General features: G+C 63.2%; 20 protein-coding genes and 1 pseudogene. 12 read left to right on the top strand and 9 right to left on the bottom strand.

Annotated features, from left to right (window positions below):
- Positions 1-47 precede the first annotated feature (47 nt).
- On the bottom strand, positions 48-1,169 hold the full coding sequence (locus F6X59_RS20900; RefSeq protein WP_372240474.1) for an MFS transporter: 1,122 nt from the start codon (positions 1,167-1,169) through the stop codon (positions 48-50).
- A gap of 240 nt (positions 1,170-1,409) precedes the next feature.
- On the opposite strand from F6X59_RS20900, the gene mexE reads away from it, so the two are divergent.
- From mexE to F6X59_RS20875, 5 genes are all read left to right on the top strand, one after another.
- Positions 1,410-2,651, top strand: a complete 1,242-nt coding sequence (mexE, locus tag F6X59_RS20895) for a multidrug efflux RND transporter periplasmic adaptor subunit MexE (protein ID WP_152957907.1) — start codon at positions 1,410-1,412, stop codon at positions 2,649-2,651.
- Between the two features lie 12 nt (positions 2,652-2,663).
- Complete coding sequence (locus tag F6X59_RS20890) at positions 2,664-5,843, top strand: efflux RND transporter permease subunit (RefSeq protein ID WP_152957906.1); 3,180 nt, start codon at positions 2,664-2,666, stop codon at positions 5,841-5,843.
- Positions 5,840-7,258, top strand: coding sequence for an efflux transporter outer membrane subunit (locus tag F6X59_RS20885; protein WP_152957905.1), 1,419 nt, complete (start codon positions 5,840-5,842; stop codon positions 7,256-7,258). Before F6X59_RS20890 ends, F6X59_RS20885 begins: the two co-directional genes overlap by 4 nt.
- 167 nt (positions 7,259-7,425) lie before the next feature.
- Positions 7,426-8,481, top strand: a complete 1,056-nt coding sequence (locus F6X59_RS20880; protein ID WP_152957904.1) for a HEAT repeat domain-containing protein — start codon at positions 7,426-7,428, stop codon at positions 8,479-8,481.
- 104 nt (positions 8,482-8,585) lie between these two features.
- Positions 8,586-10,190, top strand: a complete 1,605-nt coding sequence (locus F6X59_RS20875; RefSeq protein ID WP_152957903.1) for a response regulator — start codon at positions 8,586-8,588, stop codon at positions 10,188-10,190.
- Between the two features lie 6 nt (positions 10,191-10,196).
- Here F6X59_RS20875 and F6X59_RS20870 read toward each other — a convergent pair.
- A pseudogene (locus F6X59_RS20870) lies at positions 10,197-12,222 on the bottom strand (response regulator).
- 275 nt (positions 12,223-12,497) lie between these two features.
- Between F6X59_RS20870 and F6X59_RS20865 the strand changes: the two are divergent.
- Entirely contained in the window at positions 12,498-13,184 is a 687-nt protein-coding gene (locus F6X59_RS20865; protein ID WP_152957902.1) for a type 1 glutamine amidotransferase domain-containing protein, read from the top strand.
- Positions 13,185-13,346: 162 nt separating this feature from the next.
- Entirely contained in the window at positions 13,347-14,123 is a 777-nt protein-coding gene (locus F6X59_RS20860) for a CSS-motif domain-containing protein (protein WP_256669386.1), read from the top strand.
- 16 nt (positions 14,124-14,139) lie between these two features.
- On the opposite strand, the gene hppD is transcribed toward F6X59_RS20860, so the two are convergent.
- On the bottom strand, positions 14,140-15,216 hold the full coding sequence (gene hppD, locus F6X59_RS20855; RefSeq protein ID WP_152957900.1) for a 4-hydroxyphenylpyruvate dioxygenase: 1,077 nt from the start codon (positions 15,214-15,216) through the stop codon (positions 14,140-14,142).
- A gap of 301 nt (positions 15,217-15,517) precedes the next feature.
- Between hppD and F6X59_RS20850 the strand changes: the two genes are divergently transcribed.
- Both F6X59_RS20850 and rarD read left to right on the top strand, forming a co-directional pair.
- Positions 15,518-17,104: a cyclic diguanylate phosphodiesterase gene (locus F6X59_RS20850; RefSeq protein ID WP_152957899.1), complete on the top strand. Its 1,587-nt coding sequence runs from the start codon at positions 15,518-15,520 to the stop codon at positions 17,102-17,104.
- Between the two features lie 32 nt (positions 17,105-17,136).
- A complete protein-coding gene (rarD, locus tag F6X59_RS20845; protein ID WP_346653875.1) occupies positions 17,137-18,024 on the top strand; it encodes an EamA family transporter RarD in 888 nt (295 codons plus the stop codon).
- Here the strand turns inward: rarD and F6X59_RS20840 are convergent.
- Positions 17,987-19,558, bottom strand: coding sequence for a TerC family protein (locus F6X59_RS20840; RefSeq protein ID WP_152957897.1), 1,572 nt, complete (start codon positions 19,556-19,558; stop codon positions 17,987-17,989). The two genes, rarD and F6X59_RS20840, sit on opposite strands and share 38 nt — an antisense overlap.
- 260 nt (positions 19,559-19,818) lie before the next feature.
- Between F6X59_RS20840 and F6X59_RS20835 the strand changes: the two genes are divergently transcribed.
- Entirely contained in the window at positions 19,819-20,400 is a 582-nt protein-coding gene (locus tag F6X59_RS20835) for a LysE family translocator (RefSeq protein ID WP_152957896.1), read from the top strand.
- On the opposite strand, the gene F6X59_RS20830 is transcribed toward F6X59_RS20835, so the two are convergent.
- Together F6X59_RS20830 and F6X59_RS20825 are read right to left on the bottom strand one after the other, a co-directional pair.
- Positions 20,385-21,164, bottom strand: coding sequence for an AraC family transcriptional regulator (locus F6X59_RS20830; RefSeq protein WP_152957895.1), 780 nt, complete (start codon positions 21,162-21,164; stop codon positions 20,385-20,387). The genes F6X59_RS20835 and F6X59_RS20830 overlap by 16 nt on opposite strands.
- A 9-nt stretch (positions 21,165-21,173) precedes the next feature.
- On the bottom strand, positions 21,174-21,716 hold the full coding sequence (locus F6X59_RS20825; RefSeq protein ID WP_152957894.1) for a helix-turn-helix domain-containing protein: 543 nt from the start codon (positions 21,714-21,716) through the stop codon (positions 21,174-21,176).
- Positions 21,717-21,868: 152 nt separating this feature from the next.
- Here F6X59_RS20825 and F6X59_RS20820 point away from each other — a divergent pair, with 152 nt between their 5' ends.
- Positions 21,869-22,651 (top strand): aldolase, encoded by a 783-nt coding sequence (locus F6X59_RS20820; protein ID WP_152957893.1) that lies wholly within the window; start codon positions 21,869-21,871, stop codon positions 22,649-22,651.
- A 33-nt stretch (positions 22,652-22,684) separates the two neighbouring features.
- A complete protein-coding gene (locus F6X59_RS20815) occupies positions 22,685-23,572 on the top strand; it encodes a dihydrodipicolinate synthase family protein (protein WP_152957892.1) in 888 nt (295 codons plus the stop codon).
- Positions 23,573-23,636: 64 nt separating this feature from the next.
- Here the strand turns inward: F6X59_RS20815 and F6X59_RS20810 are convergent, their stop codons facing one another.
- The 3 genes from F6X59_RS20810 to F6X59_RS20800 all read right to left on the bottom strand — a co-directional run bounded on the left by F6X59_RS20810 (position 23,637) and on the right by F6X59_RS20800 (position 26,595).
- Positions 23,637-25,055 carry a TIGR00366 family protein gene (locus F6X59_RS20810; protein ID WP_346653871.1) on the bottom strand — a complete coding sequence of 473 codons (1,419 nt, stop codon included), beginning with the start codon at positions 25,053-25,055 and terminating at the stop codon, positions 23,637-23,639.
- Positions 25,056-25,204: 149 nt separating this feature from the next.
- Complete coding sequence (locus F6X59_RS20805; RefSeq protein WP_152957891.1) at positions 25,205-25,861, bottom strand: CoA transferase subunit B; 657 nt, start codon at positions 25,859-25,861, stop codon at positions 25,205-25,207.
- A gap of 35 nt (positions 25,862-25,896) precedes the next feature.
- Complete coding sequence (locus F6X59_RS20800) at positions 25,897-26,595, bottom strand: CoA transferase subunit A (protein ID WP_110635257.1); 699 nt, start codon at positions 26,593-26,595, stop codon at positions 25,897-25,899.
- Positions 26,596-26,705 lie beyond the last annotated feature (110 nt).

Below are 26,705 nucleotides of genomic sequence, written 5' to 3'. Positions count from 1 at the left end.
CTTCACCCTCATGATTAATATGGCGGCAAGATTACAGGCGATCTGAGCTAGCCAATACGAACCTTACGCATCACCGTGACCACCAGCAGCACATTGGTCAGCGCCAGCAGGCACAGCGTCAGCAACACCCCCATCGAGCCGAAATGCTCGAACAGAAAACCACCCACCACGGGCGTGAGTGCCTGCCCTATCAGCGAAGGCCGCGACATGCGCCCCATCAGCAACACATATTGCGCCGGCGGCATCATCGCCAGCGGCAGCAACCCCCGCACGATCGCCCGCAGGCCATTGCCGCAGCCGAACACCAGCAAGCCCACTGCGGTGGCGGCTGGCACAAAGGTCACCATCAGCAACCCGACCAGCACCAGGCTGACCCAGGCCAGCGCCGTCCAGATCGGGTGCCGTTTGCCCGCCAGAATCTGCAGCACCCGCGACGCCACCTGGCTGGGGCCGAGCATCGCCGCCAGGCCGATGGCCACCGGCAGCGAATGCCCCAACCCCTGCAGCACGGCCACCAGCTGTACGGCGATGGCGGTCATGATGATCGCGCCAATGGCGAACATACTGGTCAGCAGCAGGTACAGCGGGCGGTCCACGCCAACCGCATCGCCTTGCGCCTGCGCCTTGGCCGGCACCTCGACCCGCCCTCCTGCAGGCAGCACTCGCCAGTACAACGGCGCCACCACCACGATCAGCACCAGCGCATAGCACACGCACGTCGCCCGCCAACCGAAATGTTCGATGGCCAGCGCCACGGTCGGCCACGAGATCGTCGAGGCGAAGCCAGCGATCAGGGTGATACCGGTAATCGCCTTGCCCGCGCCTTCGCCATACAACCCGCCAAGGGTGGCGAATAGCGCTTCATACAAGCCCATGGCCATGCCAATGCCGATCACCGCCCAGGCCAGGAGGAACAGTCCGAGGGTGTGGCTGGCAGCCATGATCAGCAGCCCCACCGCTACCACCGCGCCGCTGGCAGCCATTTGCGGGCGGCCGCCGTAGCGGGCGACCAGTCGGCTGGACAACGGGGCCAACAGCGCCGAGACCATCAGGCTCAGGGACAGCGCGCCGTAGACCCATTGGCTGGGCCAGCCGGTATCACGGCTGATCGGGTCGGCCATCACCGCCATGAGGAAGAACGAGCCGCCCCAGACCAGGATTTGCAGCACGCCGAGCAGGACGATGCCGAGGGGGCCGGGCAGGCGGTGGTAGGTGTGCACGGTGAGGCCTTTTTCAGTCGCTATACGGCTGTTAGAGCGCTTGCCGGCAAGCGCCGTCACATGCCCGCCATCGATGATTGATCCAGACATATCATTGCGCGTGATATTAACCTTCGCTGCGTTCGATTCGTGCGTCACGCGCAAGGCACTCACACTCCGCCCACTACTAATACATTGGCGGAGTTCTCCATGGATCACTCACTCAAACCCTTGCGCTTCCCCCTCGCTGCCCTGGCAGTGGTGGTGCTCAGCGCTTGTGGCCGCACCCCCGACGCCGTGCAGGCTCCCGCCGCGCCCAAGGTCAGCGTCGCCAAGGTCATCGAGCAGCCGATCAACGAATGGGACGAGTTCACCGGCCGCCTGGAAGCGCCGGAAACCGTCGAAGTGCGCCCACGGGTCTCGGGCCAGATCGATCTGGTCGGTTTCACCGAAGGCGCCCAGGTGAAGAAAGGCGACCTGCTGTTCCAGATCGACCCGCGCCCGTTCCAGGCTGAAGTCCGCCGCCTCGAAGCGCAGCTGCAACAGGCCAAGGCCACCGCCATCCGCAGCGCCAACGAAGCCCGCCGTGGCGAGCGCCTGCGTGACAGCAACGCCATTTCCGCAGAGCTGGCCGAATCGCGCAGCAGCGCCGCTGCCGAAGCCCGCGCCGGGGTCGATGCGATTCAGGCCCAGCTCGACCTGGCCCGCCTGAACCTCAGCTTCACCCGCGTCACCGCGCCGATCAGCGGCCGCGTCAGCCGTGCCGAATTCACCGCCGGCAACATCGTCACCGCCGATGTCACGCCACTGACCAGTGTGGTGTCCACCGACAAGGTGTACGCCTACTTCGACGCCGACGAGCGCGTGTACCTCAAGTACACCCAGCTGGCGCGTGAAGGCCAGCGCGGCCAGAGCACCCCGGTGTACCTGGGCCTGACCAACGAAACCGGCAACCCGCACCTGGGCCAGATGAACTTCGTCGACAACCAGGTCAACCCGCGCACCGGCACCATCCGTGGCCGCGCCGTGTTCGACAACCGTGACGGCCAGTTCACCCCAGGCCTGTATGCGCGCCTGAAGCTGGTCGGCAGCGCCCAGTACGACGCCGTGCTGATCAACGACGAAGCGGTCGGCACCGACCTCGGCAAGAAGTTCGTGCTGGTCATGGACAAGGACAACAAGGCCGACTACCGCGCCGTGGAACTGGGGCCAAAGCTCGAAGGCCTGCGCATCGTGCGCAGCGGCCTGGCCAAGGACGACCGCATCGTGGTCAAGGGCCTGCAGCGCGTGCGACCTGGCTCGCCGGTGACCCCGGAAGAAACACCGATGGCCAGTGAACAGACCCTCGCCGCCCTCGCCCAGCAGCGCCAGGCCCTGGAGGCCAGCAACCCGGCGCAGAAAGTAGCGGGCTCCACTGAAAAAGTCGCCAGCGCCCAGGCGCCACGCGGTTAAGGGACCACACCGATGAACTTTTCGAAATTCTTCATTACCCGGCCGATCTTCGCCGCGGTGCTGTCGCTGGTGCTGCTGATCGCCGGTTCGATCTCACTGTTCCAGCTGCCGATCAGCGAATACCCCGAAGTGGTCCCGCCGACCGTGGTGGTGCGCGCCAACTTCCCCGGCGCCAACCCCAAGGTCATCGGCGAAACCGTCGCCGCGCCGCTGGAGCAGGCCATCACCGGTGTCGAGAACATGCTGTACATGTCCTCGCAGTCCACCGCCGACGGCAAGCTGACCCTGACCATCACCTTCGCCCTGGGTACCGACCTGGACAACGCCCAGGTGCAGGTGCAGAACCGCGTCACCCGCACCCAGCCCAAGCTGCCGGAAGAAGTGACCCGGATCGGTATCACTGTCGACAAGGCTTCGCCTGACCTGACCATGGTCGTGCACCTGACCTCGCCGGACAACCGCTACGACATGCTCTACCTGTCCAACTACGCCATCCTCAACATCAAGGATGAGCTGGCCCGCCTGGGCGGCGTCGGTGACGTGCAGCTGTTCGGCATGGGCGACTACTCGCTGCGGGTGTGGCTCGACCCGAACAAGACCGCGTCGCGCAACCTGACCGCCAGCGACGTGGTGGCTGCGATTCGCGAGCAGAACCGCCAGGTCGCCGCCGGCCAGCTGGGCGCCCCGCCCGCCCCTGGCTCGACCAGCTTCCAGCTGTCGATCAACACCCAGGGCCGCCTGGTCAACGAGGAAGAGTTCGAGAACATCATCATCCGCGCAGGTGCCGATGGCGAAATCACGCGCCTGAAGGACATCGCCCGGGTCGAGCTGGGCTCCAGCCAGTACGCCCTGCGTTCGCTGCTGAACAACCAGCCGGCAGTGGCCATCCCGATCTTCCAGCGCCCGGGCTCGAACGCCATCGAAATCTCCGACGAAGTGCGGGCGAAGATGGCCGAGCTGAAGAAGGACTTCCCGGAAGGCATGGACTACAGCATCGTCTATGACCCGACCGTGTTCGTGCGCGGCTCCATCGAAGCGGTGGTGCACACCCTGTTCGAAGCGCTGATCCTGGTTGTGCTGGTGGTCATCCTGTTCCTGCAGACCTGGCGCGCCTCGATCATCCCGCTGATGGCCGTACCCGTCTCGCTGATCGGCACCTTCGCGGTGATGCACCTGTTCGGCTTCTCACTCAACGCCTTGTCGTTGTTCGGCCTGGTGCTGGCCATCGGTATCGTGGTGGACGACGCCATCGTCGTGGTGGAGAACGTCGAGCGCAACATAGGGCTAGGGTTGAAACCCCTGGAAGCCACGCAAAAAGCCATGAGCGAAGTGACCGGGCCGATCATCGCCACGGCGCTGGTGCTGTGCGCTGTGTTCGTGCCTGCCGCGTTCATTTCCGGCCTCACCGGGCAGTTCTACAAGCAGTTCGCGCTGACCATCGCCATCTCCACCGTCATTTCGGCATTCAACTCGCTGACCTTGTCGCCCGCCCTGGCTGCCGTGCTGCTCAAGGACCACCACGCACCGAAGGACCGTTTCTCGCGCTTGCTGGAAAGGCTCCTGGGGGGCTGGCTGTTTGCGCCGTTCAACCGCTTCTTCGACCGCGCCAGCCATGGCTATGTCGGTGGCGTACGCCGTGTGATCCGCGGCAGTGGCATCGCCCTGTTCGTGTACGCCGGGCTGATGGGCCTGACCTACCTGGGCTTCTCGTCGACGCCGACCGGTTTCGTCCCGGCCCAGGACAAGCAGTACCTGGTGGCCTTCGCCCAGCTGCCTGACGCTGCCAGCCTGGACCGCACCGAGGCGGTGATCAAGCGCATGAGCGAAATCGCCCTGAAGCAACCTGGTGTGGCCGACTCGGTGGCCTTCCCTGGCCTGTCGATCAACGGTTTCACCAACAGCCCGAACAGCGGCATCGTGTTCACCCCGCTCAAACCGTTTGACGAGCGCAAGGATCCGAGCCAGTCGGCGGCCGCGATCGCTGCCGCGCTGAACGCCCAGTTCGCTGACATCCAGGACGCCTACATCGCGATCTTCCCGCCACCACCGGTACAAGGCCTGGGCACCATCGGCGGCTTCCGTCTGCAGATCGAAGACCGTGGCAACCTGGGTTACGAGGCGCTGTACAAGGAAACCCAGAACATCATCGCCAAGAGCCACAACGTGCCGGAGCTGGCGGGCCTGTTCACCAGCTACCAGGTCAACGTGCCGCAGGTCGATGCTGCTATCGACCGGGAAAAGGCCAAGACCCACGGCGTGGCGATCACCGACATCTTCGACACCCTGCAGGTTTACCTGGGCTCGCTGTACACCAACGACTTCAACCGCTTTGGCCGCACCTACCAGGTCAACGTCCAGGCCGAGCAGCAGTTCCGCCTCGATGCCGAGCAGATCGGCCAGTTGAAGGTGCGCAACAACCTTGGCGAGATGATTCCGCTGGCGACCTTCCTCAAGGTCAGCGACACCTCCGGGCCTGACCGGGTGATGCACTACAACGGCTTCATCACCGCCGAGATCAACGGCGCCGCAGCCCCAGGCTACAGCTCCGGCCAGGCCGAGGCGGCGATCGAGAAGCTGCTCAAGCAAGAGCTGCCCAACGGCATGACCTTCGAGTGGACCGACCTGACCTACCAACAGATCCTCTCGGGCAATACCGCGCTGTTCGTGTTCCCGCTGTGCGTGCTGCTGGCCTTCCTGGTGCTGGCCGCCCAGTACGAGAGCTGGAGCCTGCCGCTGGCGGTGATCCTGATCGTGCCGATGACCCTGCTGTCGGCCATCACCGGGGTGATCGTGTCGGGTGGCGACAACAACATCTTCACCCAGATCGGCCTGATCGTACTGGTGGGCCTGGCGTGCAAGAACGCGATTCTGATCGTCGAGTTCGCCAAGGACGAACAAGCCAAGGGCCTCGACCCGCTGGCTGCGGTGCTGGAAGCCTGCCGCCTGCGTCTGCGGCCGATCCTGATGACTTCGATCGCCTTCATCATGGGCGTGGTACCGCTGGTGTTCAGCTCCGGTGCCGGCTCGGAAATGCGCCATGCCATGGGTGTGGCGGTGTTCTCGGGGATGATCGGCGTGACCGTGTTCGGGCTGTTCCTGACCCCGGTGTTCTTCTTCCTGATCCGCCGTTTCGTCGAGCGTCGCCAGGCCCGCAAGGCCGAACACGCGCCCGTGCTGGAGAACCACGCATGAACCTGCTCAAACCCCTGACCCCGAGCCTGCTGGCGCTGGCCCTGGCGGCCTGCGCAGTCGGCCCGGACTACAAGACCCCGGACACCGAAGCCGCGCACTTCGACAGCACTGATGTGCAGGCCAAGGCCTTCGACCGCAGCCGCTTCGAAAGCGTGTGGTGGAAGCAGTTCGACGACCCGGTGCTGAACCAGCTGGTGCAAGCATCGCTGGACGGCAACCGTGACCTGCGCGTGGCCTTCGCCCGGCTGAAGTCGGCACGGGCAATTCGTGATGACGCCGCCAACGACCAGTTGCCAGTGGTTACCAGCCGCGCCAGCAGCGAGATCGGCAAGGGCCAGATTCCCGGCCAGACCACCCAGCGGGTCAATCAGGAGCGCTACGACCTGGGCCTGGACATGGCCTGGGAGCTTGACCTGTTCGGCCGCATCCAGCGCCAGATCGAGGCCAGCGAAGCCCAGGAAGCAGCAGCCCAGGCCGACCTGCAACAGTTGCAGGTGAGCCTGATCGCCGAACTGGTTGACGCCTACGGCCAGCTGCGCGGGGCGCAACTGCGCGAAAAGATCGCCATGGCCAACCTCAAGACCCAGCAGGAATCACGCAGCATCACCGTGACCCTGCGCGACGCCGGGGTTGGCAACGATCTCGACGTCGTGCGTGCCGATGCCCGCCTGGCGGGTGTCGAGGCCACGGTGCCGCAGTTGCAGGCCGAACAGGCCCGGGCGCGGCACCGCATCGCCACCCTGCTCGGCCAGCGCCCGGACGCGCTGAGCGTCGACCTGTCGCCCAAGGCCTTGCCGGCCATCGCCAAGGCCTTGCCGGTGGGTGACCCGGGCGAGTTGCTGCGCCGCCGCCCTGATATCCGCAGCGCCGAGCGCCAACTGGCCGCCGCCACCGCCAATGTCGGCGTGGCCACCGCCGACCTGTTCCCGCGGGTGAGCCTCAGCGGCTTCCTCGGCTTTACCGCCGCCCGTGGCTCGCAGATCGGCTCCTCCGCGGCCAATGCCTGGGCCTTGGGGCCAAGCATCACCTGGGCCGCCTTCGACATGGGCAGCGTGCGCGCCCGCCTGCGCGGCGCCAAGGCGGACGCCGAAGGCGCCCTGGCCAACTATGAACAGCAGGTGCTGCTGGCCCTGGAAGAGTCAGCCAACGCTTTCAGCGACTACGACAAGACTCAGCAGCGGCTGTTGTCACTGATCCGCCAGAGCGAGGCCAGCCGCAAGGCAGCCGACCTGGCCTCGGTGCGTTACCGCGAAGGCACGGTGGATTACCTGGTGCTGCTCGATGCCGAACGCGAACGCCTGAGCGCCGAAGACGCCCAGGCCCAAGGTGAAGTCGAGCTGTATCGCGGCATCGTCTCGATCTACAAGGCCCTCGGCGGTGGCTGGCAGCCAGAGACCGTCGCCAGCGCGCGCTGATCCACCCCGTTTCAACGACTCCTTTGGTTGGTTACTCCCCCAACCGTTTGCCCCGCCGGCCTTGGTCTGCGGGGCTTTTTTATCGCCTGGTGACAACCCTGTGGCTTGCAGCCCAGGGCATTCTGCCCCAAGCTCTGCCTTCCCACCGCCATGGATCGCTGCGCCCGATGCCCAGACGCCACAGCTACCTGATCGCCGTACTGCTGCTGATTCTGGTGTCGATCGCCATCGTTTTCCTGCGCCGGGACGACAAGCCCGCACCGCCGGTGCTGCCGCCGCACAGCTATGGCAAGGCGCTGCGCCAGGCCCACGACGGCCTGCCAGGTGCCGCCCGGGTGCTGTACCAACAGCTGCAGCGCGATGACCTGACGCCGATCCGCCGCGCCGCGCTGTATGCCGAATTACCCAACTACCCTTCGCCGCAAGCACTTAAGCTGGCCCGCCTGGACCTGGAAAACGATGATCCGCTGGTGCGTCGCGCAGCCATCGCCAGCATCCGCAAACTGCTGCCGCCGTCTCAGCGCAGCCTGGTGCTGGGGCCACTGCTGGACGATGACGAGCAGAGCGTGCGCTTCGCCGCCGTGGATGCCTTGCTCGGCCTCGACCCCGATGCCATCGGCCTGTACTTCGGCCCGTTGCAGATCGCGCTGGAGCAATACCAGCAGGCCCTGGAAAAACAACCCGACGACGCCGCGGCCCAGGTACACCTGGCGCGCCTGTACCTGCACGAAAATGACTACGATCAGGCAGCCGCTGCCCTGCAGCGCAGCCTCGCGGTGGCCCCGGATGGCCTCGACGCCCTGGCCACGCAGGCGCGCCTTCTGGAGCGCCAGGGCCATCACGATCAATCCCGCCAGGTGCTGGCCAAGGCCCTGGCGCTGCGCCCGGACTCGGCGTTCCTGCAGTACGAGCTGGGGCTGTGGCTGATCCGCCATGATCAGCGCGAATACGCCCTGCTGGCCTTGTCGCGCGCGGTGGAGCTGGAGCCGGAGAATGCCGACTATCGCTACACCCTGGCGGTCACCCTGCATGAGCTGGATCAGTCCGATGCCGCGCAGAAACAACTGGAAACCCTGCTCAGCCGCCAGCCAGCCAACCGCCGGGCGCGTGTGCTGCTGATCCAGTACTGGAAAGAAACCGGCCAGTTGCAGAACGTTCAGGTTCTGCTGGCCGAACTGGAGCGGCAGAACCCGGATGATCCCTTCCTGCAACAGGGGCTGTAGATTGCGTTGAACCCTGGGAGAGCGCCTGTGGTCCAGTAGGTATCGGACCCTTTCAGGCGGCAAGGACACAGACCGACCTTGCCGACCGTTTCAGGAGAATCGCATTGGCCAGTTCGTTGTCGATGGACGAACGTGCTGTGATCCTGGCCCCCGACCCGCTTGCCAGCAATGCTACGAAGTTGCTCGCGGCTGCCGGTGTCGACTGTCTGTGCGCGCCAGATATCGCCAGGCTGCAGGCCTGCCTGATCGAGGGCGCAGCCCTGGCGATCATTGCCGAGCAGGCCCTTGACGTCGAAGCAGCCGAACTGTTGAAGGGCTATATCGACCAACAGCCGGCCTGGTCGGACCTGCCAATCCTGCTGTTGACGTGCACGCCTGCGGTCACCTCTTCTAGCGCCACGCTTGCCCAGGGCAACCTGAGCCTGCTGGCCCTGCCTTTCGAAGATGGGAGCTTGCTGCAGCTGGCCCAGACAGCGTTGCGCAACCGACGCCGTCAATACTTGGCGCGCGACCAGATGCTCGACCTGCAACAGCGCCTGGATGCGCGTAGCGAGGAACAACCTGCCATCGACCAGGCCTTGCAGCAGACCCGCAAGATGGAGGCAATCGGCCAGCTGGCCGGCGGTGTGGCGCATGACTTCAACAACTTGCTGACCAGCATCGGCGGCAGTTTCGAGCTGATCGACCGGCGCCTGAAACACGGGCGCAGTGACGGCCTTGAAGGGATCCTGCGCAGGGGCCAGGAAGCCGTGTCACGGGCCGCGGTGCTTACCCATCGCCTGCTGGCTTTTTCGTCCAGGCAGTCGCTGCACAGTCAGCGCATCGACCTGCTTGCACTCCTGCAACCGCAGCGCCTTGAAGCCATCCTTGACCCACGGGTAAATCTGCAACTGGACCTGCCCGCAGACCTCTGGGCAGTGCAGGCAGACGACGAGCAATTGCAAGAGGCGGTGAACAACCTGTTGATCAACGCCTGCGAGGCCATGCCCAACGGGGGCTTGTTGCGTTTAGAGGCCAGCAACCAGAGGGTAGACACGCAGCGGTTCGCCGGCAGTGTGCTGGATGGCGGTGATTATGCCTGCCTGCGCTTCATCGACGAGGGCCAGGGCATGTCACAGAGCACCCTGGAACATGCCTTCGAGCCCTTCTTCAGTACCAAACCGGTTGGCCAGGGCATTGGCCTCGGCCTGTCGATGGTCTACGGCTTCAGCAAGCAGTCCAATGGCCATGTAGCGCTGTTCAGCGAGCTCGGCCATGGCACCCAGGTGGACCTTTACCTGCCACGTCACCTGGATACGCCACAACCCCAGGCAGCCGAACCGCACCCATCCCCTGCAGGCAAAAGCCGGAATGTGCTGGTGGTCGAGGATGATCCCCATGTCCGCGACCTGCTTTGCCAGTCGTTGCAGGACGAGGGTTACCCCTGCCACAGCGTCAGCAACGCCAGCGAAGCCTTGCAGTTGCTGCGTTCAGCGCAGGCGATCGACCTGCTGCTCAGCGACGTCGGGCTGCCGGGCATGAACGGCCGGCAACTGGCCGAGATCGCCCGCACGCTGCGCCCGCACCTTCCGGTGCTGTTCATCACCGGCTACGCCGAGACCGCGGTAGCGCGCGAAGGGTTTCTCGCGCCGGGCATGCAACTGATCTGCAAGCCGTTCGAGCTCAAGCAGTTGCGGGCACAGGTTGCCAACATGCTGGGCAAGCCCTGAACCCGTTCAGTCGCTCAGCATCAGCAGGGCCTGGTCCATCAGGCTGGCCAACGCGAACGGTTTGAGCATCAAGGCCGTGCCTGGTGTCTCGGACAGTTGCGGGTCCAGCGGTTGGTCGTTGAACCCGGTAATGAGCAGAATCTTCTGATCGGGCTTGAACATGCGCATCGCCCTGGCGACCTGCCGCCCACTGAAACCACCCGGCAGGCCGATGTCGGTAATCACCAGATCGAAAGGACCGTGGTGGCGGAAGCGATCCAGCGCCGAATTCGCGTCGCCCACATCGCACACGACGAAGCCACGCTCCTGCAGGTATTCCTTCATCACCGAACGCAGGTTTACCTCGTCATCGACCAGCAGCACGCGTTGGCCACTGGCCCCTGTCACGGCCGGTACCGGCTGAGGGGGGGCTTGCACGATGTGTTCAAGGCTACGCGGGAACAACATACAGACCTTGAGGCCGTGATCAGGCGCTGGCTCGAGCCACACGTGGCCACCCGACTGGCCGACGAAGCCATAAACCATCGCCAGCCCCAACCCGGCGCCATGCCCCAAGGGTTTGGTGGTGAAGAACGGCTCGAATGCACGAGCCATATCCATTTCGGGCATACCATGGCCATCGTCCGTGACATACAAGGCGACATAATCACCAGGCGGGACGCCTTGCTCGTCGGGGAATGGCGCATCCAGGCGCTTGTTGATCGTGTGCAGTGTCACCAGGCCACGCCCAAGGCATGCCTCACGTGCGTTGGCGAACAGGTTGACCAGGGCATTCTCCAGCTGTGCAACATCCAGGCAGGTGGTCCAGGGTTCTATGTCCAGTTCCCAACTCACCCGCATTTCAGTCCCCAGCACCTGACGCAACAGCGGCTCCATGGCGGTCAGCTGGCGATTGATGTCCAGCGGTTTGGGTGACAACGGCTGATGACGGGAGAACGCCAGCAGTCGGTGTGTGAGCCGCATGGCACTTTGCACAGAATCGCTGGCCAGCGTCACATAACGGTCGATGTGCTCCAGGCGCCCTTGCTCCATGCGGCGCTGCAACAGCTCCAGGCTGCCGCCGATACCCGACAGCAGGTTGTTCATTTCGTGGGCCATGCCGCCTGCCAGGTGGCTAACCGCATCCAGGCGCTGGGTTGTCCGCATCAGGGTTTCGGATTGGCGCAAGGCCTCTTCATGATCCTGTGAAAATGTCTCGGCCTACGGCCGTCAGCAGCGTGCCGTCGAAACTCGCCGTCCAGCAGAATATGCAATAGTGCCCGTCCTTGTGGCGCAAGCGCGTCTCGAGCTGCTCGGCCCCGCGGTCGTTAATGAACTCCATGACCGCAACTTCCACCTCGGCCCTGTCGCCAGGATGGACAAGCTCCAGGACCGATTCACCGCGCACCTCGTCTTCAGTCCAGCCCAGAACGCGCTGCCAGGTCGGATTGACCGCATGCAGGCGCAAATCGCGGGTCACGATGATCATGGCATCGCGAGACAGCTGCCAGATGTGATCACGATCGGCCATGATGCGCTCGAGCTTGCGTTCGAACGCCAACGCCTGCTCACGCCATACAGCATGTGCATCGCCACTGGCACTGGTTTCGATCACCGTGTGCAGGAACCCCACCACCTCATGCTGCTCATCGCGTAACGGCGTGTAGCTGAAGGCGTAGCGGGCTTGAGCACCCGTTTGCTTGTTGGTTAGCGTTAGCGGCTGGTCTTCGACAAAGTTGGAGCCACCTTCAAGCACGTTGAACACCCAGGGGCCGATGGCCTTCCAGGCTTTAGCCCATAGTTTGTCGAACGCCTGCCCCAAGGCGTGGCCGTCACACTCGAGCAATTTCGCGTAAGCATCGTTGTGAATCACGGTCATCTGGGCGCCCCAGACCACCGCGCAGGGAAACGGCGAAAGCACCATCATGTCGACAGCGATGCGCAGGGGGGCCTGCCAATGCGGCAGCGGCCCAAGAGCGCTGTATGACCAGTCGAACCGCGTGACCTGCTCAGCCATGCCCTGAGCCGTTGACGACCGAGTGGCGAACTCCATGCCTTGCGCAGAAGGGTTGCGCGGTGTGTCGTTTACGAACACTGTCGGGATTCCATCATTGCTCTTGGGTAAAAATTCCGTTTGCGCATCATCGGCCCGACGGCTTGCCGCTGCAATAGTTGCACGTATCACAGCTTCACATCAGGCGCACCGCGCAGGCACTAGCATAGAGCCATTACCAGAATGGCGCCTTCGCAAACGGGAGCTATGCTCAATAGGTTTTCCCCGCGCCAAGCAACGCATTGCCCTTCAACGACAAACCAGGGAGCGTGGTGATGAGCAAGAAGATTCTGGTAGTACTGACCAATACCGCCAAATACCCGACCCTGAAGCGGGCCACCGGCCTGTGGCTGGGTGAAGCGGTGCATTTTGTCGAGGTCGTGCAGAAAGCCGGGTATGAAGTCGATTACGTGAGCCCCGATGGCGGCTATGTGCCAGTCGACCCGCACAGCCTGCAAATGGCCCCCGAGCTGGACTGGCAATGGTACGACGACAAGTCGTTCATGAGCCGTCTGGGCGCGTCGTCCAGCCCGGGCAAGGTCAGGGCTGGCGATTACTGCGCCATCTACTACACCGGTGGGCACGGGGTGATGTACGACTTCCCGGACAACCAACCGTTACAGGAACTGGCACGCAAGATCTACGAGAACAATGGCATCATCGCCGCCGTCTGTCATGGTGTCGTGGGGCTGTTGAACATCAAGCTCAGCGACAACAGCCTGTTGCTCAAGGACCGGCAGATTACCGGGTTTTCCAACACCGAAGAAAAACTGGCAGAGCTGGACAAGGTGGTGCCCTTTCTCACTGAGAACGAACTGGTTGCCAGGGGCGGCATCTACAGCAAGGACGATGACCCGTGGAAGCCGTTCGTGGTTTGCGACGGCCGGCTGATCACCGGGCAGAACCCCGCCTCGACTGGCCTACTGGCCGAAAAGGTCATCGCTGCACTCAAGCCGAAATGAGTCCTACACCTTAGTGGCCAAATTCGCAAAGCAGGCATGGCGTTAGATTACAGCAGGAAGGGTCATTGATTCATAGGCTCTGCATTGGGCTAGCCATGTCGGGTAGCCCAGTGAATTTGGGGCTGACCACTTATGTCAAAGAGCAGAACTGCAGGGCACAGCTTGGTAGAGTTGTTGCTGGCATTGGCAATCAGTTTGCTGCCCGTTCTCAGCGGGCTGATGATCTTGTTCTATCAGCATGACAAGAAACTTGAAGAAACCGCACGTATTTCAGTCAACGAAGCGATCTATTCCGTGGACCTGGCACTCGACCGAATACACGCATCGGCTTCGGCAGCACTGATGTTGGCAGGGGCTACCTGCGAGAGCGCCGAACCGCAATTGCTCGATCAGATAGCGAAAGCACCGCACTTGCGCTCGCTGGCATTGACCGTTGACGGCAGTACGTATTGCAATACCTTGAAAACGCCGTTTCCACCGGATCACATGTTCCCAGATGCACAATCGCAATTTCGTCTGGCGCTGGACCCGCCCGCAACACCCAATGCCGTCCTGCTCGCCTATCAACTTACTGAGCAGAATCTGGGCGTTATTGCCACATCCTATGGCATGTTGCTGCGCAATGAACTGCGTGCGTTTCAGACAGGGCTGACGTTGTTGCTCGAATTCGGAGATTTATACATCTGGACCGATGGCGACAGTCGCGATCCGGCGCGGCCATCGCAAGATGAATTTTTCAGCGAGGGTGTCTCGACCAAGTATGGCTATACCGTCAAGGCGGGCTATGCAGCAGGTTACTCGGCACGAGAGACGCGCCAGACGATGAAACAGCTTTTCCCCTCCCTGGCACTGGTCGGGATCATTACCGGCTCGATCACTTACTGGGGTTTGTTCAGGCAACGTAACCAGCGTGTTCGTAGCGCCGCCAGCCAGGGCTGACGGCGCTGCGCTTCACTTATTCGGCATTGAGCACGCCACGGCGCACCTGATCACGTTCGATGGACTCGAACAACGCCTTGAAGTTGCCTTCACCGAAGCCGTCATCCCCTTTGCGCTGGATGAATTCGAAGAACACCGGGCCGAGCAGCGTTTCCGAGAAAATCTGCAGCAACAGGCGCTTGTCGCCCGGCTCGGATGCGCCATCCAGCAGGATGCCGCGGGCTTGCAGCTGGTCGACCGGCTCGCCATGCCCCGGCAGACGTTCTTCGAGCATTTCGTAGTAGGTCTGTGGCGGCGGGGTCATGAAACGCATGCCCAACCCCTTCAGCGCATCCCAGGTCTTGAGCAGGTCATCGGTGAGGAAGGCCACATGCTGGATGCCCTCGCCATTGAACTGCATGAGGAACTCTTCGATCTGCCCGGCGCCCTTGGAAGACTCTTCGTTGAGCGGAATGCGGATCATGCCATCAGGCGCAGTCATGGCCTTGGAAGTCAGGCCGGTGTACTCGCCCTTGATGTCGAAGTAGCGAATCTCGCGGAAGTTGAACAGTTTCTCGTAGAAGCCGGCCCAGTAAGCCATGCGCCCGCGATAGACGTTGTGGGTCAGGTGATCGATGATCTTCAGGCCTGCACCCGGCGGGTTGCGGTCAACGCCTTCGATGAAATTGAAGTCGATGTCATAGATCGAGCTGCCTTCATCGAAACGGTCGATCAGGTAAAGCGGTGCCCCACCGATGCCCTTGATGGCCGGCAGGCGCAACTCCATCGGGCCGGTTTCGATCTCGACTGGCTGGGCGCCCAGCTCCAGGGCCCGGGCATAGGCTTCATGGGCGTTGCGCACGCGGAACGCCATGCCGCACACCGACGGGCCATGCTCGGCAGCGAAGTAGGAGGCGATGCTCTTGGGTTCGTTGTTGAGGATCAGGTTGATGCCGCCCTGGCGATACAGGTGCACGTCCTTGGAGCGGTGAGTGGCCACCTTGGTGAAACCGAGTATCTGGAATACCGGCTCCAGTACGCCCGGCGTCGGCGAAGCCAGTTCGATGAACTCGAAGCCCATCAGGCCCATTGGATTGTCAAAGATATCAGCCATGTTCGTACCCTCATCTGCAGCGAAAATTAATGAATGCGTAGGATGTGGAACGGCAATGGTGGAGAGCACGGGATACCACGCACGCTGCGGGCGAGGAAGTCACCAATGATCAGCTTGAACCCATGGTATGTCATATGGACCCATTCTCGGCGGGGGTGATCCTTCAAGAACGAAGGACTTTATTGTTGTATTCGTAAATCGATTCTACATTGCGTAAATAGCTTTGTCGCGCTTTAGTTCGCCACCTGCGCCGACAAACGGCTATCCTCAGCACGTCAGTCATCAGGAAGATCACCCCAGCATGCCCCTCACGGTCAAACGTCCCGCTCGCTGGAGCTGGCGCACGCTACTGCCCTGGATCGTCGGCGTGGTGCCGCTTGCCTGTGGCCTGGCGGTGATGAACTGGCAAATCGAACGCGAACTGCGCACCCGCAGCGAGGCGACCACACGCCAGGTGGTCGAGCATGTCGATCACATTCTAGACAACCTGGCCAGTGCCGCGCAGGCCCTGCTGCCGCTGGCTGGCAAGCCCTGCGCGGACGCCCAGCTGGCCTTGCGCAGCGAGGTCACGCGCAATGCCTTCGTGCGTTCGACCAACCTCATCCAGCACCATAACCTGTACTGCAGTTCGCTGTTCGGCGACTTCGAGGAACAGGTAGAGGCCAATGACTACACCGATGGCCGGCTATGGCTGATGGATGGCAACTCGGTAACGCCTGGCCATGCCCTGCTCGTCTATCGGGCCAGTGATGGTGACCGCGGCGCGATCGCCACCGTGGATGGCGACCATCTGCTCACCGCCTTGCGCCTGATCGGCCCGGAGGAAGCCCTGCAGATCCGCGTCGGCAATGCCTGGATGGGCAAGGACGGCGTGGTGCATCCCGGTGTCCCACCGGCAGCCGCCGCCGCCGATGTAACCCTGGGCTCGACCCGCTACCCGTTCAGCGTGCACGGCGGCTACGCAGCAGGCAAACAAGGTGAGGTGCTGCGCAGCCACTACCCCGCCCTGCTCAGCCTGCTGCTGGCGCTCGGCGTGGTGGCCGGTTGCGCCTGCCGCTGGCAGATTCGCCGGGCCAGTTCACCGCGTGCCGAACTGCGCCGCGCCCTGGAGGCGGACGAATTTCTGCCCTACTTCCAGCCGGTGGTGCGCAAGGGTGACTACCGCTGGGCCGGGGCTGAAGTGCTGATGCGCTGGAACCACCCCCGTGAAGGCCTGGTACGCCCGGACCTGTTCATCCCTTACGCCGAACACAGCGGCCAGATCGTTGCCATGACCCGGGCCCTGATGCTGCACACTGCGCAGAGCCTTGCGCCCTACACCGCACTGCTGGAAGACGGTTTTCACATCGGCATCAACATTACCGCCGACCACTGCCGCGACCTGAGCCTGCTCGACGACTGCCGCACCTTCCTCCAGCACTTTCCCCCCGGGCGAGTCCGGCTGACCCTGGAGCTGACCGAGCGCAAGCTGCTCGAAGCCACCCCGGTAGCCCTCGAACTGTTCGCCAAACTGCATGACATGGGGGTAATGATCGCCCTGGATGACTTCGGCACCGGCCAGTCGAGCCTCAGCTACCTGCGCCAGTTCAAGGTCGATTACCTGAAGATCGACCAGAGCTTCGTCGCCATGATCGGTGGCGACGCGTTGTCGCAGCACATTCTCGACAGCATCATCGAACTGTCCGCCAAGCTGGGCCTGGGCATCGTTGCCGAGGGGGTGGAAACCGACGTCCAGCGTGACTACCTGGCTCGCAGCGGGGTGGACTTCCAGCAAGGCTATCTGTTTGCCCGGCCGATGCCGGCGGCCGACTTCCTCAAGGCACTCGCCACCCACCCAGGTGTCGCGCGGTTGCCGCAGGACGCGCCCCCTGAGATCATGCGCGGCTGATCCACCCGCTCACTCCCCCATCAGAGGCATTCGTGTCAAAAGGCATTATTTCGTCGGTCATGGCGTCCTGTCTGTTCGCCGTGATGTATTTCTATACCTCCTTGCTGTCGCCGCTCGATGGCGAAGAGATCTTTGGCTGGCGCACGCTGTTGACCCTGCCCTGCCTGACCCTGTTCATGTGGCTCAGCAAAGACTGGAAGCGCGTTGGCGAACTGCTCGCCCGCGTGCGCCAGACGCCGGCCCTGCTGCTGGGCATGCTCGGTACTTCGTGGTTGATGGGGGTGCAGCTGTGGCTGTTTCTCTGGGCGCCGCTGCACGGGCGCAGCCTGGAAGTGTCGATGGGCTATTTCCTCCTGCCGCTGGCGATGGTGCTGACCGGGCGCGTGGTTTATGGCGAGCGCCTGTCACGCCTGCAGAAAGTGGCGGTCAGCTGCGCCGCGCTGGGTGTCGGGCACGAGTTGTACCAGAATGGCAGCTTCGCCTGGGAAACCTTGTTGGTGACGATCGGCTACCCGATCTACTTCGTCTTGCGGCGACGCTGCCGCACCGACCACCTCGGTGGCCTGTGGTGCGACATGTGCCTGTTGCTGCCCTGGGCGGTGTACTTCGTGACCCAAGGGCCGTTGTCGACCGCCGACCTGCACGAACACCCAGGCCTCTACGGGCTGATCCCGCTGCTGGGGGCGATCAGCGCCTGCGCACTGATCGCCTACGTACTGGCCAGCCGCCTGTTGCCGTTCAGCCTGTTCGGCCTGCTCAGCTACGTCGAGCCGGTGTTGCTGGTGGGCGTGGCCCTGCTGCTGGGCGAAACCATTGGCCCGGATCAGTGGCTGACCTACCTGCCGATCTGGGCCGCAGTGCTGGTGCTGGTGCTCGAAGGCTTCAAGCACCTGCTGCGTCAGCGTCGGCGCTCGGTGTAAGGCGCACCTGGCGCACCCGGCGCTCCTCCACCGCCACCACGGTCATGCTCCAGCCGTTCCAGGCCAGCTGATCACCCACCATCGGCAGGCGGTCCAGCAAGCTCATCACCAGGCCCGCCAGGGTCTGGTAGTCCTCGGTGGCGCGGGCGCTGAAGCCTGTACGCGCCTGGACCTGGCTCAGGTTCAGCGCGCCACTGACGACAAAGCTGCCGCCTTCTTCGACGATCGCCGGGCCTTCCACCTCGCTGGCATCCGGCAGCTCACCGGCGATCGATTCGAGGATGTCGGTCATGGTCAGCAGGCCGGTGAAATCACCGAACTCGTTGATCACGAAGGCGATGTGCGTCGACTGGCTGCGCATTTGCTCCAGGGCGTTGAGGATGCTGAAACTCTCCAGCAGGTTCAACGGCGCTCGGGCCATGCGTTCAAGGTCCGGCTGGCTGCCGGTCAACAGCTCCTTGAGCAGCTCTTTCTTGTGCACGAAGCCCAGCGGTTCCTCGATATGGCCGTCGCGAATCAGCGGCAGGCGCGAGTACGGCGAGTTGGCCAGCGCCTCGGTAATGGCGTGCGCAGGTTGCGCCAGGTCGATCACGTCGACTTCGGCACGCGCGGTCATCACCGTGCGGATCGGCCGCTCGGCCAGGTTCAGCACGCCGCTGATCATCACGCGCTCACGGCGGTCGAACAGCACCTGCTCCTCACCCCCTTCGACCAGGTCGGCGATTTCCTCACCCACCTCGTCAGCCTCGACCCGGCGGCCACCCAGCAGGCGCAGCACGGCATGCGCGGTGCGTTCACGCAGTGGCCGGTGCTGCTGCAGGCTGCGCTTGCGGCGGGCACGGGCCAGCTGGTTGAACAGCTCGATGAGGATCGAGAAGCCGATGGCCGCATACAGGTAGCCTTTCGGGATGTGGAAGCCCAGGCCTTCAGCGGTCAGGCTGAAACCGATCATCATCAGGAAGCCCAGACACAGCATGATCACTGTCGGGTGGGCGTTGACGAAGCGGGTCAGCGGCTTGCTGGCGACGATCATGATGCCGATCGAGAAGATCACCGCGATCATCATCACCGACAACTCTTCGACCATGCCCACGGCGGTAATCACCGCATCCAGCGAGAACACCGCGTCGAGCACGACAATCTGCGCCACGATGGGCCAGAACGCGGCATGGCGCACCGCGCCACTGGCCTGGGTGACATGCCCTTCCAGGCGCTCGTGCAGTTCCATGGTGGCCTTGAACAGCAGGAACACACCACCAAACAGCATGATCAGGTCACGGCCGGAGAAGCTCTTGCCGAATACCTCGAACAACGGCGCGGTCAGGGTGACCATCCACGAGATACTGGCGAGCAGGCCCAGGCGCATGATCAGCGCCAGGCTCAGGCCAATGACCCGGGCGCGGTCGCGCTGATGCGGCGGCAGCTTGTCGGCGAGGATGGCGATGAACACCAGGTTGTCGATACCCAGCACCAGCTCGAGGACGATAAGCGTCAACAGGCCTAGCCAGGCCGTGGGATCGGCTAGCCATTCCATTAGCGGGTACTCACGAAGAAGGCGTCACGGGGACGGAGGGGGGATGGCCGGGATGGCCGGGGACTGGGGGGTTCCGCGAAGGTGCTCATATAGACCTTGATTGAAAACAGGGACGACGATCCTACAAGCACAGCAGGTTTTTCTGATAGCGCGAAACTATTACAAAACCTGTAACAACCTTGTAGGAGACTTTTCTTCAATACACCCGCTGCCAGAGGCCCCAGGATGGCGCCATCGTCCAACACACGGAGTTACGGAACATGAGCCTTTCCCTTTCCATGGCCGCCTTTGCCCTTGCCGCATCGATCTCTCCCGGGCCGGTCAATGTCGTCGCCCTCGGCAGCGGTGCCCGTCATGGCCTGCGGGCGAGCCTGTGGCACGTGACAGGCGCGACGTTGGGCTTTTGCCTGCTGCTGGTGCTGGTTGGCCTGGGGCTGCACGAACTGCTGTTGCGCTGGCCGCTGCTGGGGGTGGTGCTGCACTGGGGAGGCGTGGCGTTTCTGCTGTACATGGCGTGGAAGCTGGCCAGCGATGATGGCCAGCTGGGTGGCGCCGATCAGCAGCGCGCACCTTCGGCCTGGCATGGCGCGGCGATGCAATGGCTGAACCCCAAGGCCTGGCTTGCGGCGGTGGCAGGGGTGGGTGCCTATACCGGTGGCGAACAGCAACTGCTGTGGTTGTTCACCTGGATCTACGGGCCGATCTGTTTCGTTTCGGTGGCCTGCTGGGCCTGGGCTGGCAGTGTGATTCGCCAGTATCTGCGCGAGCCGCGGTATCTGCAGTGGCTGAATCGGGGGCTGGCAGTATTGCTGGTGGGCAGCGCGGTTTATCTGCTGGTTTGATAATGCCCGGGGGTCGCCGCCAGGTGCTGCTTGAACGCCCGCTGCAGATGCGCCTGGTCGGCGAAGCCCGCCTCCAGTGCCACCTCGGCGATCGCCCGGCCCTTGCGCAATTGCGCCCGTGCAAGCTGCACCCGCTGATCCAGCAGGTAACCGTGAGGCGTCAGGCCGAAGCGCTGGTGGAACGCACGGATCAGGTAGGACCGGGACAGGCCGCAAGCGGCGCAGATATCTGCCAGGCACAACGGGTCGCCGCGGTGCGCTCGCATGAACGCCGCCGCGGCATCCAATTGTGGATGTTCGCTTGCCACCTTGTGCGCACTGGGCTGCAGATAGCCGGGAAGATCGGCGAAAAAAGCGGCCAAGCGTGCTTCTCGATCACTCAGTTCAGCGTCGAACAAGTCGGCAAACAGTTGCAGCAACCGGCTGTACAACCCAGCGCAATGGGTGAAGGTCTGCGTTGGCAATACGAAGCCCCGAGCCTGCAACCACGGCATGTCGACGAACAGCATCAGGTATGACCAAGGCTGCCCGGCAATCGGGTTGCAGGTGTGTACCACACCTGGGTTCATCAATACCGTGGTCCCGGCCATCACCTCGACCTGGCTGGCGCCGCTCAGGTAGGTACTGCAACCACCAGTGATCACGCCGATGGAAAAGCTCTCATGGGAATGGGCGGCATAACAGACCTTGCGCCCATCCCCCACGCGCCGCGCTTCGACGAAGGGCAATGCCGGATCCCGCCAGAACCGCGATACCTCGATCATCGCCTGCCCTCATTCGCCGCTGTGCTGCACCACCACCAGCAGCTGCGCCGGCTGCTCGCCGACCGAGCGCAAGCGGTGCGGGGTCTGAGCATTGAAGTGCAGCGCATCGCCCTGTTCCAGCAACACCCGCTCATTCATGAAGTCGACCTCCACCTGGCCGGCGTGGACGAACAAAAACTCCTCACCCTCATGCTCCTTGAAGGTCGGGTCGCTGAACTCGGTCGGCGGCTGGATCAGGAACGGCAACAAGCTGTGCTGCCCGAACTGGCGGGTCAACGCTGCGTAGCCCGGCCCGTGGCCATCGCCCACCAACGGCTGGCGCTCGCCCTGGCGGACCAGGCTGTAACGGCTCTGCCCGGCCTGCTCTTCGGCGAACAACTCTTCGACATTGACATTCAGCGCCCGCGCCAGCTTTAGCGCAGCAGCAATTGACGGCGTGTTCAGCCCACGCTCGACCTTGGACAGGTAGCTCTTGGTCATGCCGGATTTTTCGGCCAGCGCCTCAAGCGTGACGCCAAGTTTTTTTCTCAACACTTTCAATCGGTTAGACATGCGACGCGATTTTCCCGGGTCCAAAGGCTTGTCTATGACACTTTGTGTCATATAGGATTATTTGTGTCACGCACTGACAGGTTCCTCGACCGACCAAAGCTTTGGAACCGGCCAGCGCTGACATCGCTCATCACGCCACAGAGGAAAACCCCATGGCCAAGACCCTGACACACAGCAAGGACCAACTGGTCCAGCAGGCGCTGACGCAGATGCAAGGCTCGCTAGCCGATAATACGTGGACTGTGCGGGAAAAGCTGGCCCTGACCTGCCGAATTCTTTTCGACCACGGCCACGACTCCGGTCTGGCCGGGCAGATCAGCGCCCGCGGCCCGCAACCTGGCACCTTCTACACCCAACAACTGGGCCTGGGTTTTGATGAAATCAGCGCCAGCAACCTGTTGTTGGTCAACGAGGACCTCGAAGTGCTCGAGGGCCAGGGCATGCCCAACCCGGCCAATCGCTTCCACAGCTGGGTGTACCGCGCCCGGCCGGATGTGAACTGCATCATCCACACCCACCCGACCCATGTCGCCGCCCTGTCGATGCTGGAAGTCCCGCTGCAGGTCTCGCACATGGACCTGTGCCCGCTGTACGACGATTGCGCCTTCCTCGAAGCCTGGCCAGGCGTGCCGGTGGGCAATGAGGAAGGCGCAATCATCAGCGCCGCACTGGGGGACAAGCGCGCCATCCTGCTCTCGCACCATGGCCAATTGTCCACCGGCACCAGCATCGAACAGGCCTGCGTGTATGCCCAGCTGATCGAGCGCGCAGCGCGCCTGCAACTGCTGGCGATGTCGGCCGGCACCGTCAAGCCCATCGCCCCGGCACTGGGCCGCGAAGCCCACGACTGGATCGACCGGCCCAAGCGCCACGCCGCTGCCTTCAACTATTTTGCCCGGCAGAGCCTGCGCGCCCACGCCGACTGCCTGAACTGACCCCTGATTGCCTTGCTTGCGGAGCCTATCACCATGAACACTGAATTCCACGGCATCATCGGCTACACCATCACCCCCTTCCGCGCGGGCGGCGAACAGCTCGACCTGCCTGCACTTGGCCTGTCCATCGAACGCTTGATCGACGGTGGCGTGCAGGCCATCGCGCCGCTGGGCAGTACCGGCGAAGGCGCCTACCTGAGCGACAGCGAATGGCAGCAGGTGGCCGAGTACAGCCTTGCCCAGATCGACAAGCGGGTGCCAAGCATCGTCAGCGTCTCCGACCTGACCACTGCCGGCGCCGTGCGCCGTGCGCGCTTTGCCCAGGCCCATGGCGCCATTGCGGTGATGGTGCTCCCGACCGCCTACTGGAAGCTCAGCGAGGCCGAGATCCTCCAGCACTACCGCGCTATCGGTGACGCCATCGATATCCCGATCATGCTCTACAACAACCCCGCCACCAGCGGCACCGACATGTCGGTGGAGCTGATCCTGCGCATCGTCCGCGAAGTGGCCAATGTGACCATGGTCAAGGAGAGCACCGGCGACATCCAGCGCATGCACAAGCTGCAGTTGCTGGGTGAAGGCCAGGTACCGTTCTACAACGGCTGCAACCCGCTGGCGCTGGAAGCGTTCGTGGCCGGGGCCAAGGGCTGGTGCACGGCGGCGCCGAACTTGATTCCAGCGTTGAACCAGGCGCTCTACCAGGCTGTTCTAGGGGGCGACCTGGCGCGGGCCAGGGCGTTGTTCTATCAGCAGCTGCCGTTGCTCGACTTCATTCTCAAGGGCGGGTTGCCTGCGACCATCAAGGCGGGCCTGGGGCTGACCGGGTTGCCGGTGGGTGAGCCACGCAAGCCGGTGTTCGGGCTGGATGAGAACGGTCGAGCGACCCTGGCGGCATTGCTGGCAACGCTGGCTGATTGAAAACCTGCACCGGCTTCTTCGCGAGTTCAACCGAGAAGAAGCCGGTGCAGGCAACCCGACTACTTCAAGGCATCACCGGCGGCACATACTGCAATGTGCTTCCCAGTGCCCACAACAGCACCAGCACCAGTGGCACATGCACCAGCAACTGCACGAACGAGAAGCCGATCAGGTCACGTGCCTTGAGCCCTAGCACGCCCAGCAGCGGCAGCATGTAGAAGGGGTTGATCAGGTTCGGCAGCGCTTCGGCGGCGTTGTAGATCTGCACCGCCCAACCCAGGTGGTATTGCAGGTCGTTGGCCACCAGCATCACGTACGGCGCCTCGATGATCCACTTGCCACCACCCGACGGGATGAAGAAGCCCAGCACGGCGGAGTACACACCCATCAACAGCGCGTAGGTGTCGTGGGTGGCGATCTGGGTGAAGAACAGCGAGATGTGGTGGGCCAGGGTCTGTTCATCCACACCCTTGACCTGGGTGAGGATCGCTGCAATCGAGCCGTACAACGGGAACTGGATCAGCACCCCGGTGGTGGTCGGCACGGCGCGGGCCACGGCATCCAGGAAGCTGCGCGGGCGCCAGTGGAGCAAGGCACCGAGCATGATGAACAGCAGGTTGTAGGTGTTCAGCCCGGAAATCGCGGTGATCGCCGGCTTGGTGGCGAACTCCTGGTACAGCCAGCCACCGGCCAGGGCCACCAGCATCAGGATCAGGATCGGGCTGTGCTCCAGCCACTCACCCGGGCGGGTACGCTTGGGTGCCGGTGGCGCGGTGAAGCTGGGGTCGACGCCACAGTCTTCGGCGCTGCGCGCACTGTTCGGGCCCGGCGCGGTGGCGTAGGCGATCACCAGCGAGACAACCACCAGGGCCGCCAGCATCACACCGGACTGCCAGAGGAAAATGGTTTCGGTGAACGGGATCACGCCAGTGATGGACAGGATCGATGGCGGCAGGCTGGCCGGGTTGGCCTGCAACTGCGCAGCCGACGACGACAGGCCCAGCGCCCACACAGCACCCAGGCCCAGATAAGCGGCGGCACCGGCGGCGCGGTAGTCCATCTTCAGTTCAGTGCGACGGGCCAGGGCACGGACCAGCAGGCCGCCAAACACCAGCGACAGGCCCCAGTTGAGCAGCGAGGCCAGCATCGAGATCAGTGCAACCCAGCACACCGCCGAGCGACCATTCTTGGGGATACGCGCCAGGCGGTCGATCAGGCGGGCAGCAGGTGGCGAGCTGGCCACGACGTAGCCGCCGATGACCACGAAGGCCATTTGCATGGTGAACGGGATCAGGCTCCAGAAGCCATCGCCAAAGGCTTTGGCAGTGTCAGTCGGTTTGGCGCCCATGGCCAGGGCGCCGATGCACACCAGCAACACGGCAAGGGCGGCGAATACCCAGGAGTCGGGGAACCAGCGTTCCGCCCAGTTGGAACAGCGCAGGGCAAAGCGGGCGGAGCGGCTGTCTTGGATTTCAGCGGCCACGGTTACTTCCTTTTATTGGTTTTATGAGGCGGAGCAGTTTTGCATTGGCAATGCAAAACCCTGTGGCAGCGGGTTCACCCGCGAAGGCGGCGGTGAAAGTACCGACGCTTTCGCGGGAGAGCCCGCACCCACAGGGACAGTGTGATGCTTTAGAAGGTCATTTCCTTTACATCGTCCGGCACGATCAGCTTGCCGGCGGTTTTCTCGATGATTTCTTCAACGCTCACCCCCGGCGCGGTCTCGCGCAGGATGAAGGCGCCGTCTTTAATCTCCAGGTAGGCCAGGTCGGTCAGCACCTTGCGGATACAGCCGGCACCGGTCAGCGGCAGGCTGCAGCGTGGCAGCAGCTTGGACTCGCCATCCTTCGAGGCGTGGGTCATGGTGACGATGATGTTCTCGGCACCGGCCACCAGGTCCATGGCGCCGCCCATGCCCTTGACCAGCTTGCCGGGGATCATCCACGAGGCGATGTTGCCTTCCACGTCCACCTCGAAAGCGCCCAGTACGGTGAGGTCGACGTGGCCGCCACGGATCATGGCGAACGATTGCGCCGAGTCGAAGATCGACGCGCCACGGCGGGCGGTGACGGTCTGTTTGCCGGCGTTGATCATGTCGGCATCGATAGTGCTTTCGGTGGGGAATTCGCCCATGCCGAGCAGGCCGTTTTCGGACTGCAGCATCACGTCCATCTCGGCCGGTACATAGTTGGCCACCAGGGTCGGGATGCCAATGCCGAGGTTGACGTAGTAGCCGTCCTTCAGTTCACGGGCGACGCGTTGCGCCATCTGTTCGCGGGTCAGTGCCATGGTCAGGATCTCTTTGTTGTTCTGATGGACGGCGCTCAGGCCTTGACGGTGCGCTTTTCGATGCGTTTTTCGAAGGTGCCGACGATCACCCGGTCGACGTAGATGCCCGGGGTGTGGATTTCGCTGGGCAGCAACACGCCAGGCTCGACGATTTCTTCCACTTCGACCACGGTGATCTTGCCAGCGGTGGCCGCCAGCGGGTTGAAGTTCTGCGCAGTGTTGCGGTACACCACGTTGCCGTAGTGGTCGGCCTTCCAGCCCTTGACGATGGCGAAGTCGCCGGTGATGGACTCTTCGAGGATGTACTTGCGGCCCTTGAACTCGCGCACTTCCTTGCCGTCGGCAACCGGGGTGCCATAGCCGGTGGCGGTGTAGAAGGCCGGGATACCGGCGCCGCCAGCGCGCATCTTCTCGGCCAGGGTGCCTTGCGGGGTCAGTTCGACTTCCAGCTCGCCACTGAGCAGCTGGCGTTCGAATTCGGCGTTCTCGCCGACGTAGGAGGCGATCATCTTGCGGATCTGCCGGTCTTCCAGCAGCACACCCAGGCCGAAGCCGTCGACGCCGCAGTTGTTGGAGACCACGGTCAGGCCCTTGACGCCAAGGCGCTTGATTTCGGCAATGAGGTTTTCGGGGATGCCACACAGGCCGAAGCCGCCGGCCAGTACCGTCATGTTGTCGGTCAGGCCTGCCAGGGCCTCTTCATAGGTTGCTACGCGCTTGTCCAGTCCGGCCATGCTGATCCGCCTTTTGTAGTTGTTGAACCGACGAGGCTGTCGGTGAGCGTGTGCAGCCATCTTCACCGCTGGCGACTGATTTGTTAATTTTGTTTTCATCATCGATTGAT

Origin of the sequence: Pseudomonas sp. MN1F (assembly GCF_009391885.1) — a bacterium.
Taxonomy (GTDB): Bacteria; Pseudomonadota; Gammaproteobacteria; order Pseudomonadales; family Pseudomonadaceae; genus Aquipseudomonas.
The sequence above is the reverse complement of the archived record's forward strand: the minus strand, read 5'-3'. Positions and strand labels throughout refer to the sequence as shown.

What these genes read in the sequence shown, in the direction of transcription:
- F6X59_RS20850 (WP_152957899.1), top strand. Translation starts at nt 15,518, where the DNA reads ATGCCCCTCACGGTCAAACGTCCCGCTCGCTGGAGCTGGCGCACGCTA.
- F6X59_RS20815 (WP_152957892.1), top strand. Translation starts at nt 22,685, where the DNA reads ATGAACACTGAATTCCACGGCATCATCGGCTACACCATCACCCCCTTC.
- mexE (WP_152957907.1), top strand. Translation starts at nt 1,410, where the DNA reads ATGGATCACTCACTCAAACCCTTGCGCTTCCCCCTCGCTGCCCTGGCA.
- F6X59_RS20805 (WP_152957891.1), bottom strand. Translation starts at nt 25,861, where the DNA reads ATGGCACTGACCCGCGAACAGATGGCGCAACGCGTCGCCCGTGAACTG.
- F6X59_RS20820 (WP_152957893.1), top strand. Translation starts at nt 21,869, where the DNA reads ATGGCCAAGACCCTGACACACAGCAAGGACCAACTGGTCCAGCAGGCG.
- F6X59_RS20825 (WP_152957894.1), bottom strand. Translation starts at nt 21,716, where the DNA reads ATGTCTAACCGATTGAAAGTGTTGAGAAAAAAACTTGGCGTCACGCTT.
- hppD (WP_152957900.1), bottom strand. Translation starts at nt 15,216, where the DNA reads ATGGCTGATATCTTTGACAATCCAATGGGCCTGATGGGCTTCGAGTTC.
- F6X59_RS20885 (WP_152957905.1), top strand. Translation starts at nt 5,840, where the DNA reads ATGAACCTGCTCAAACCCCTGACCCCGAGCCTGCTGGCGCTGGCCCTG.
- F6X59_RS20800 (WP_110635257.1), bottom strand. Translation starts at nt 26,595, where the DNA reads ATGGCCGGACTGGACAAGCGCGTAGCAACCTATGAAGAGGCCCTGGCA.
- F6X59_RS20830 (WP_152957895.1), bottom strand. Translation starts at nt 21,164, where the DNA reads ATGATCGAGGTATCGCGGTTCTGGCGGGATCCGGCATTGCCCTTCGTC.
- F6X59_RS20840 (WP_152957897.1), bottom strand. Translation starts at nt 19,558, where the DNA reads ATGGAATGGCTAGCCGATCCCACGGCCTGGCTAGGCCTGTTGACGCTT.
- F6X59_RS20880 (WP_152957904.1), top strand. Translation starts at nt 7,426, where the DNA reads ATGCCCAGACGCCACAGCTACCTGATCGCCGTACTGCTGCTGATTCTG.
- F6X59_RS20835 (WP_152957896.1), top strand. Translation starts at nt 19,819, where the DNA reads ATGAGCCTTTCCCTTTCCATGGCCGCCTTTGCCCTTGCCGCATCGATC.
- F6X59_RS20890 (WP_152957906.1), top strand. Translation starts at nt 2,664, where the DNA reads ATGAACTTTTCGAAATTCTTCATTACCCGGCCGATCTTCGCCGCGGTG.
- F6X59_RS20865 (WP_152957902.1), top strand. Translation starts at nt 12,498, where the DNA reads ATGAGCAAGAAGATTCTGGTAGTACTGACCAATACCGCCAAATACCCG.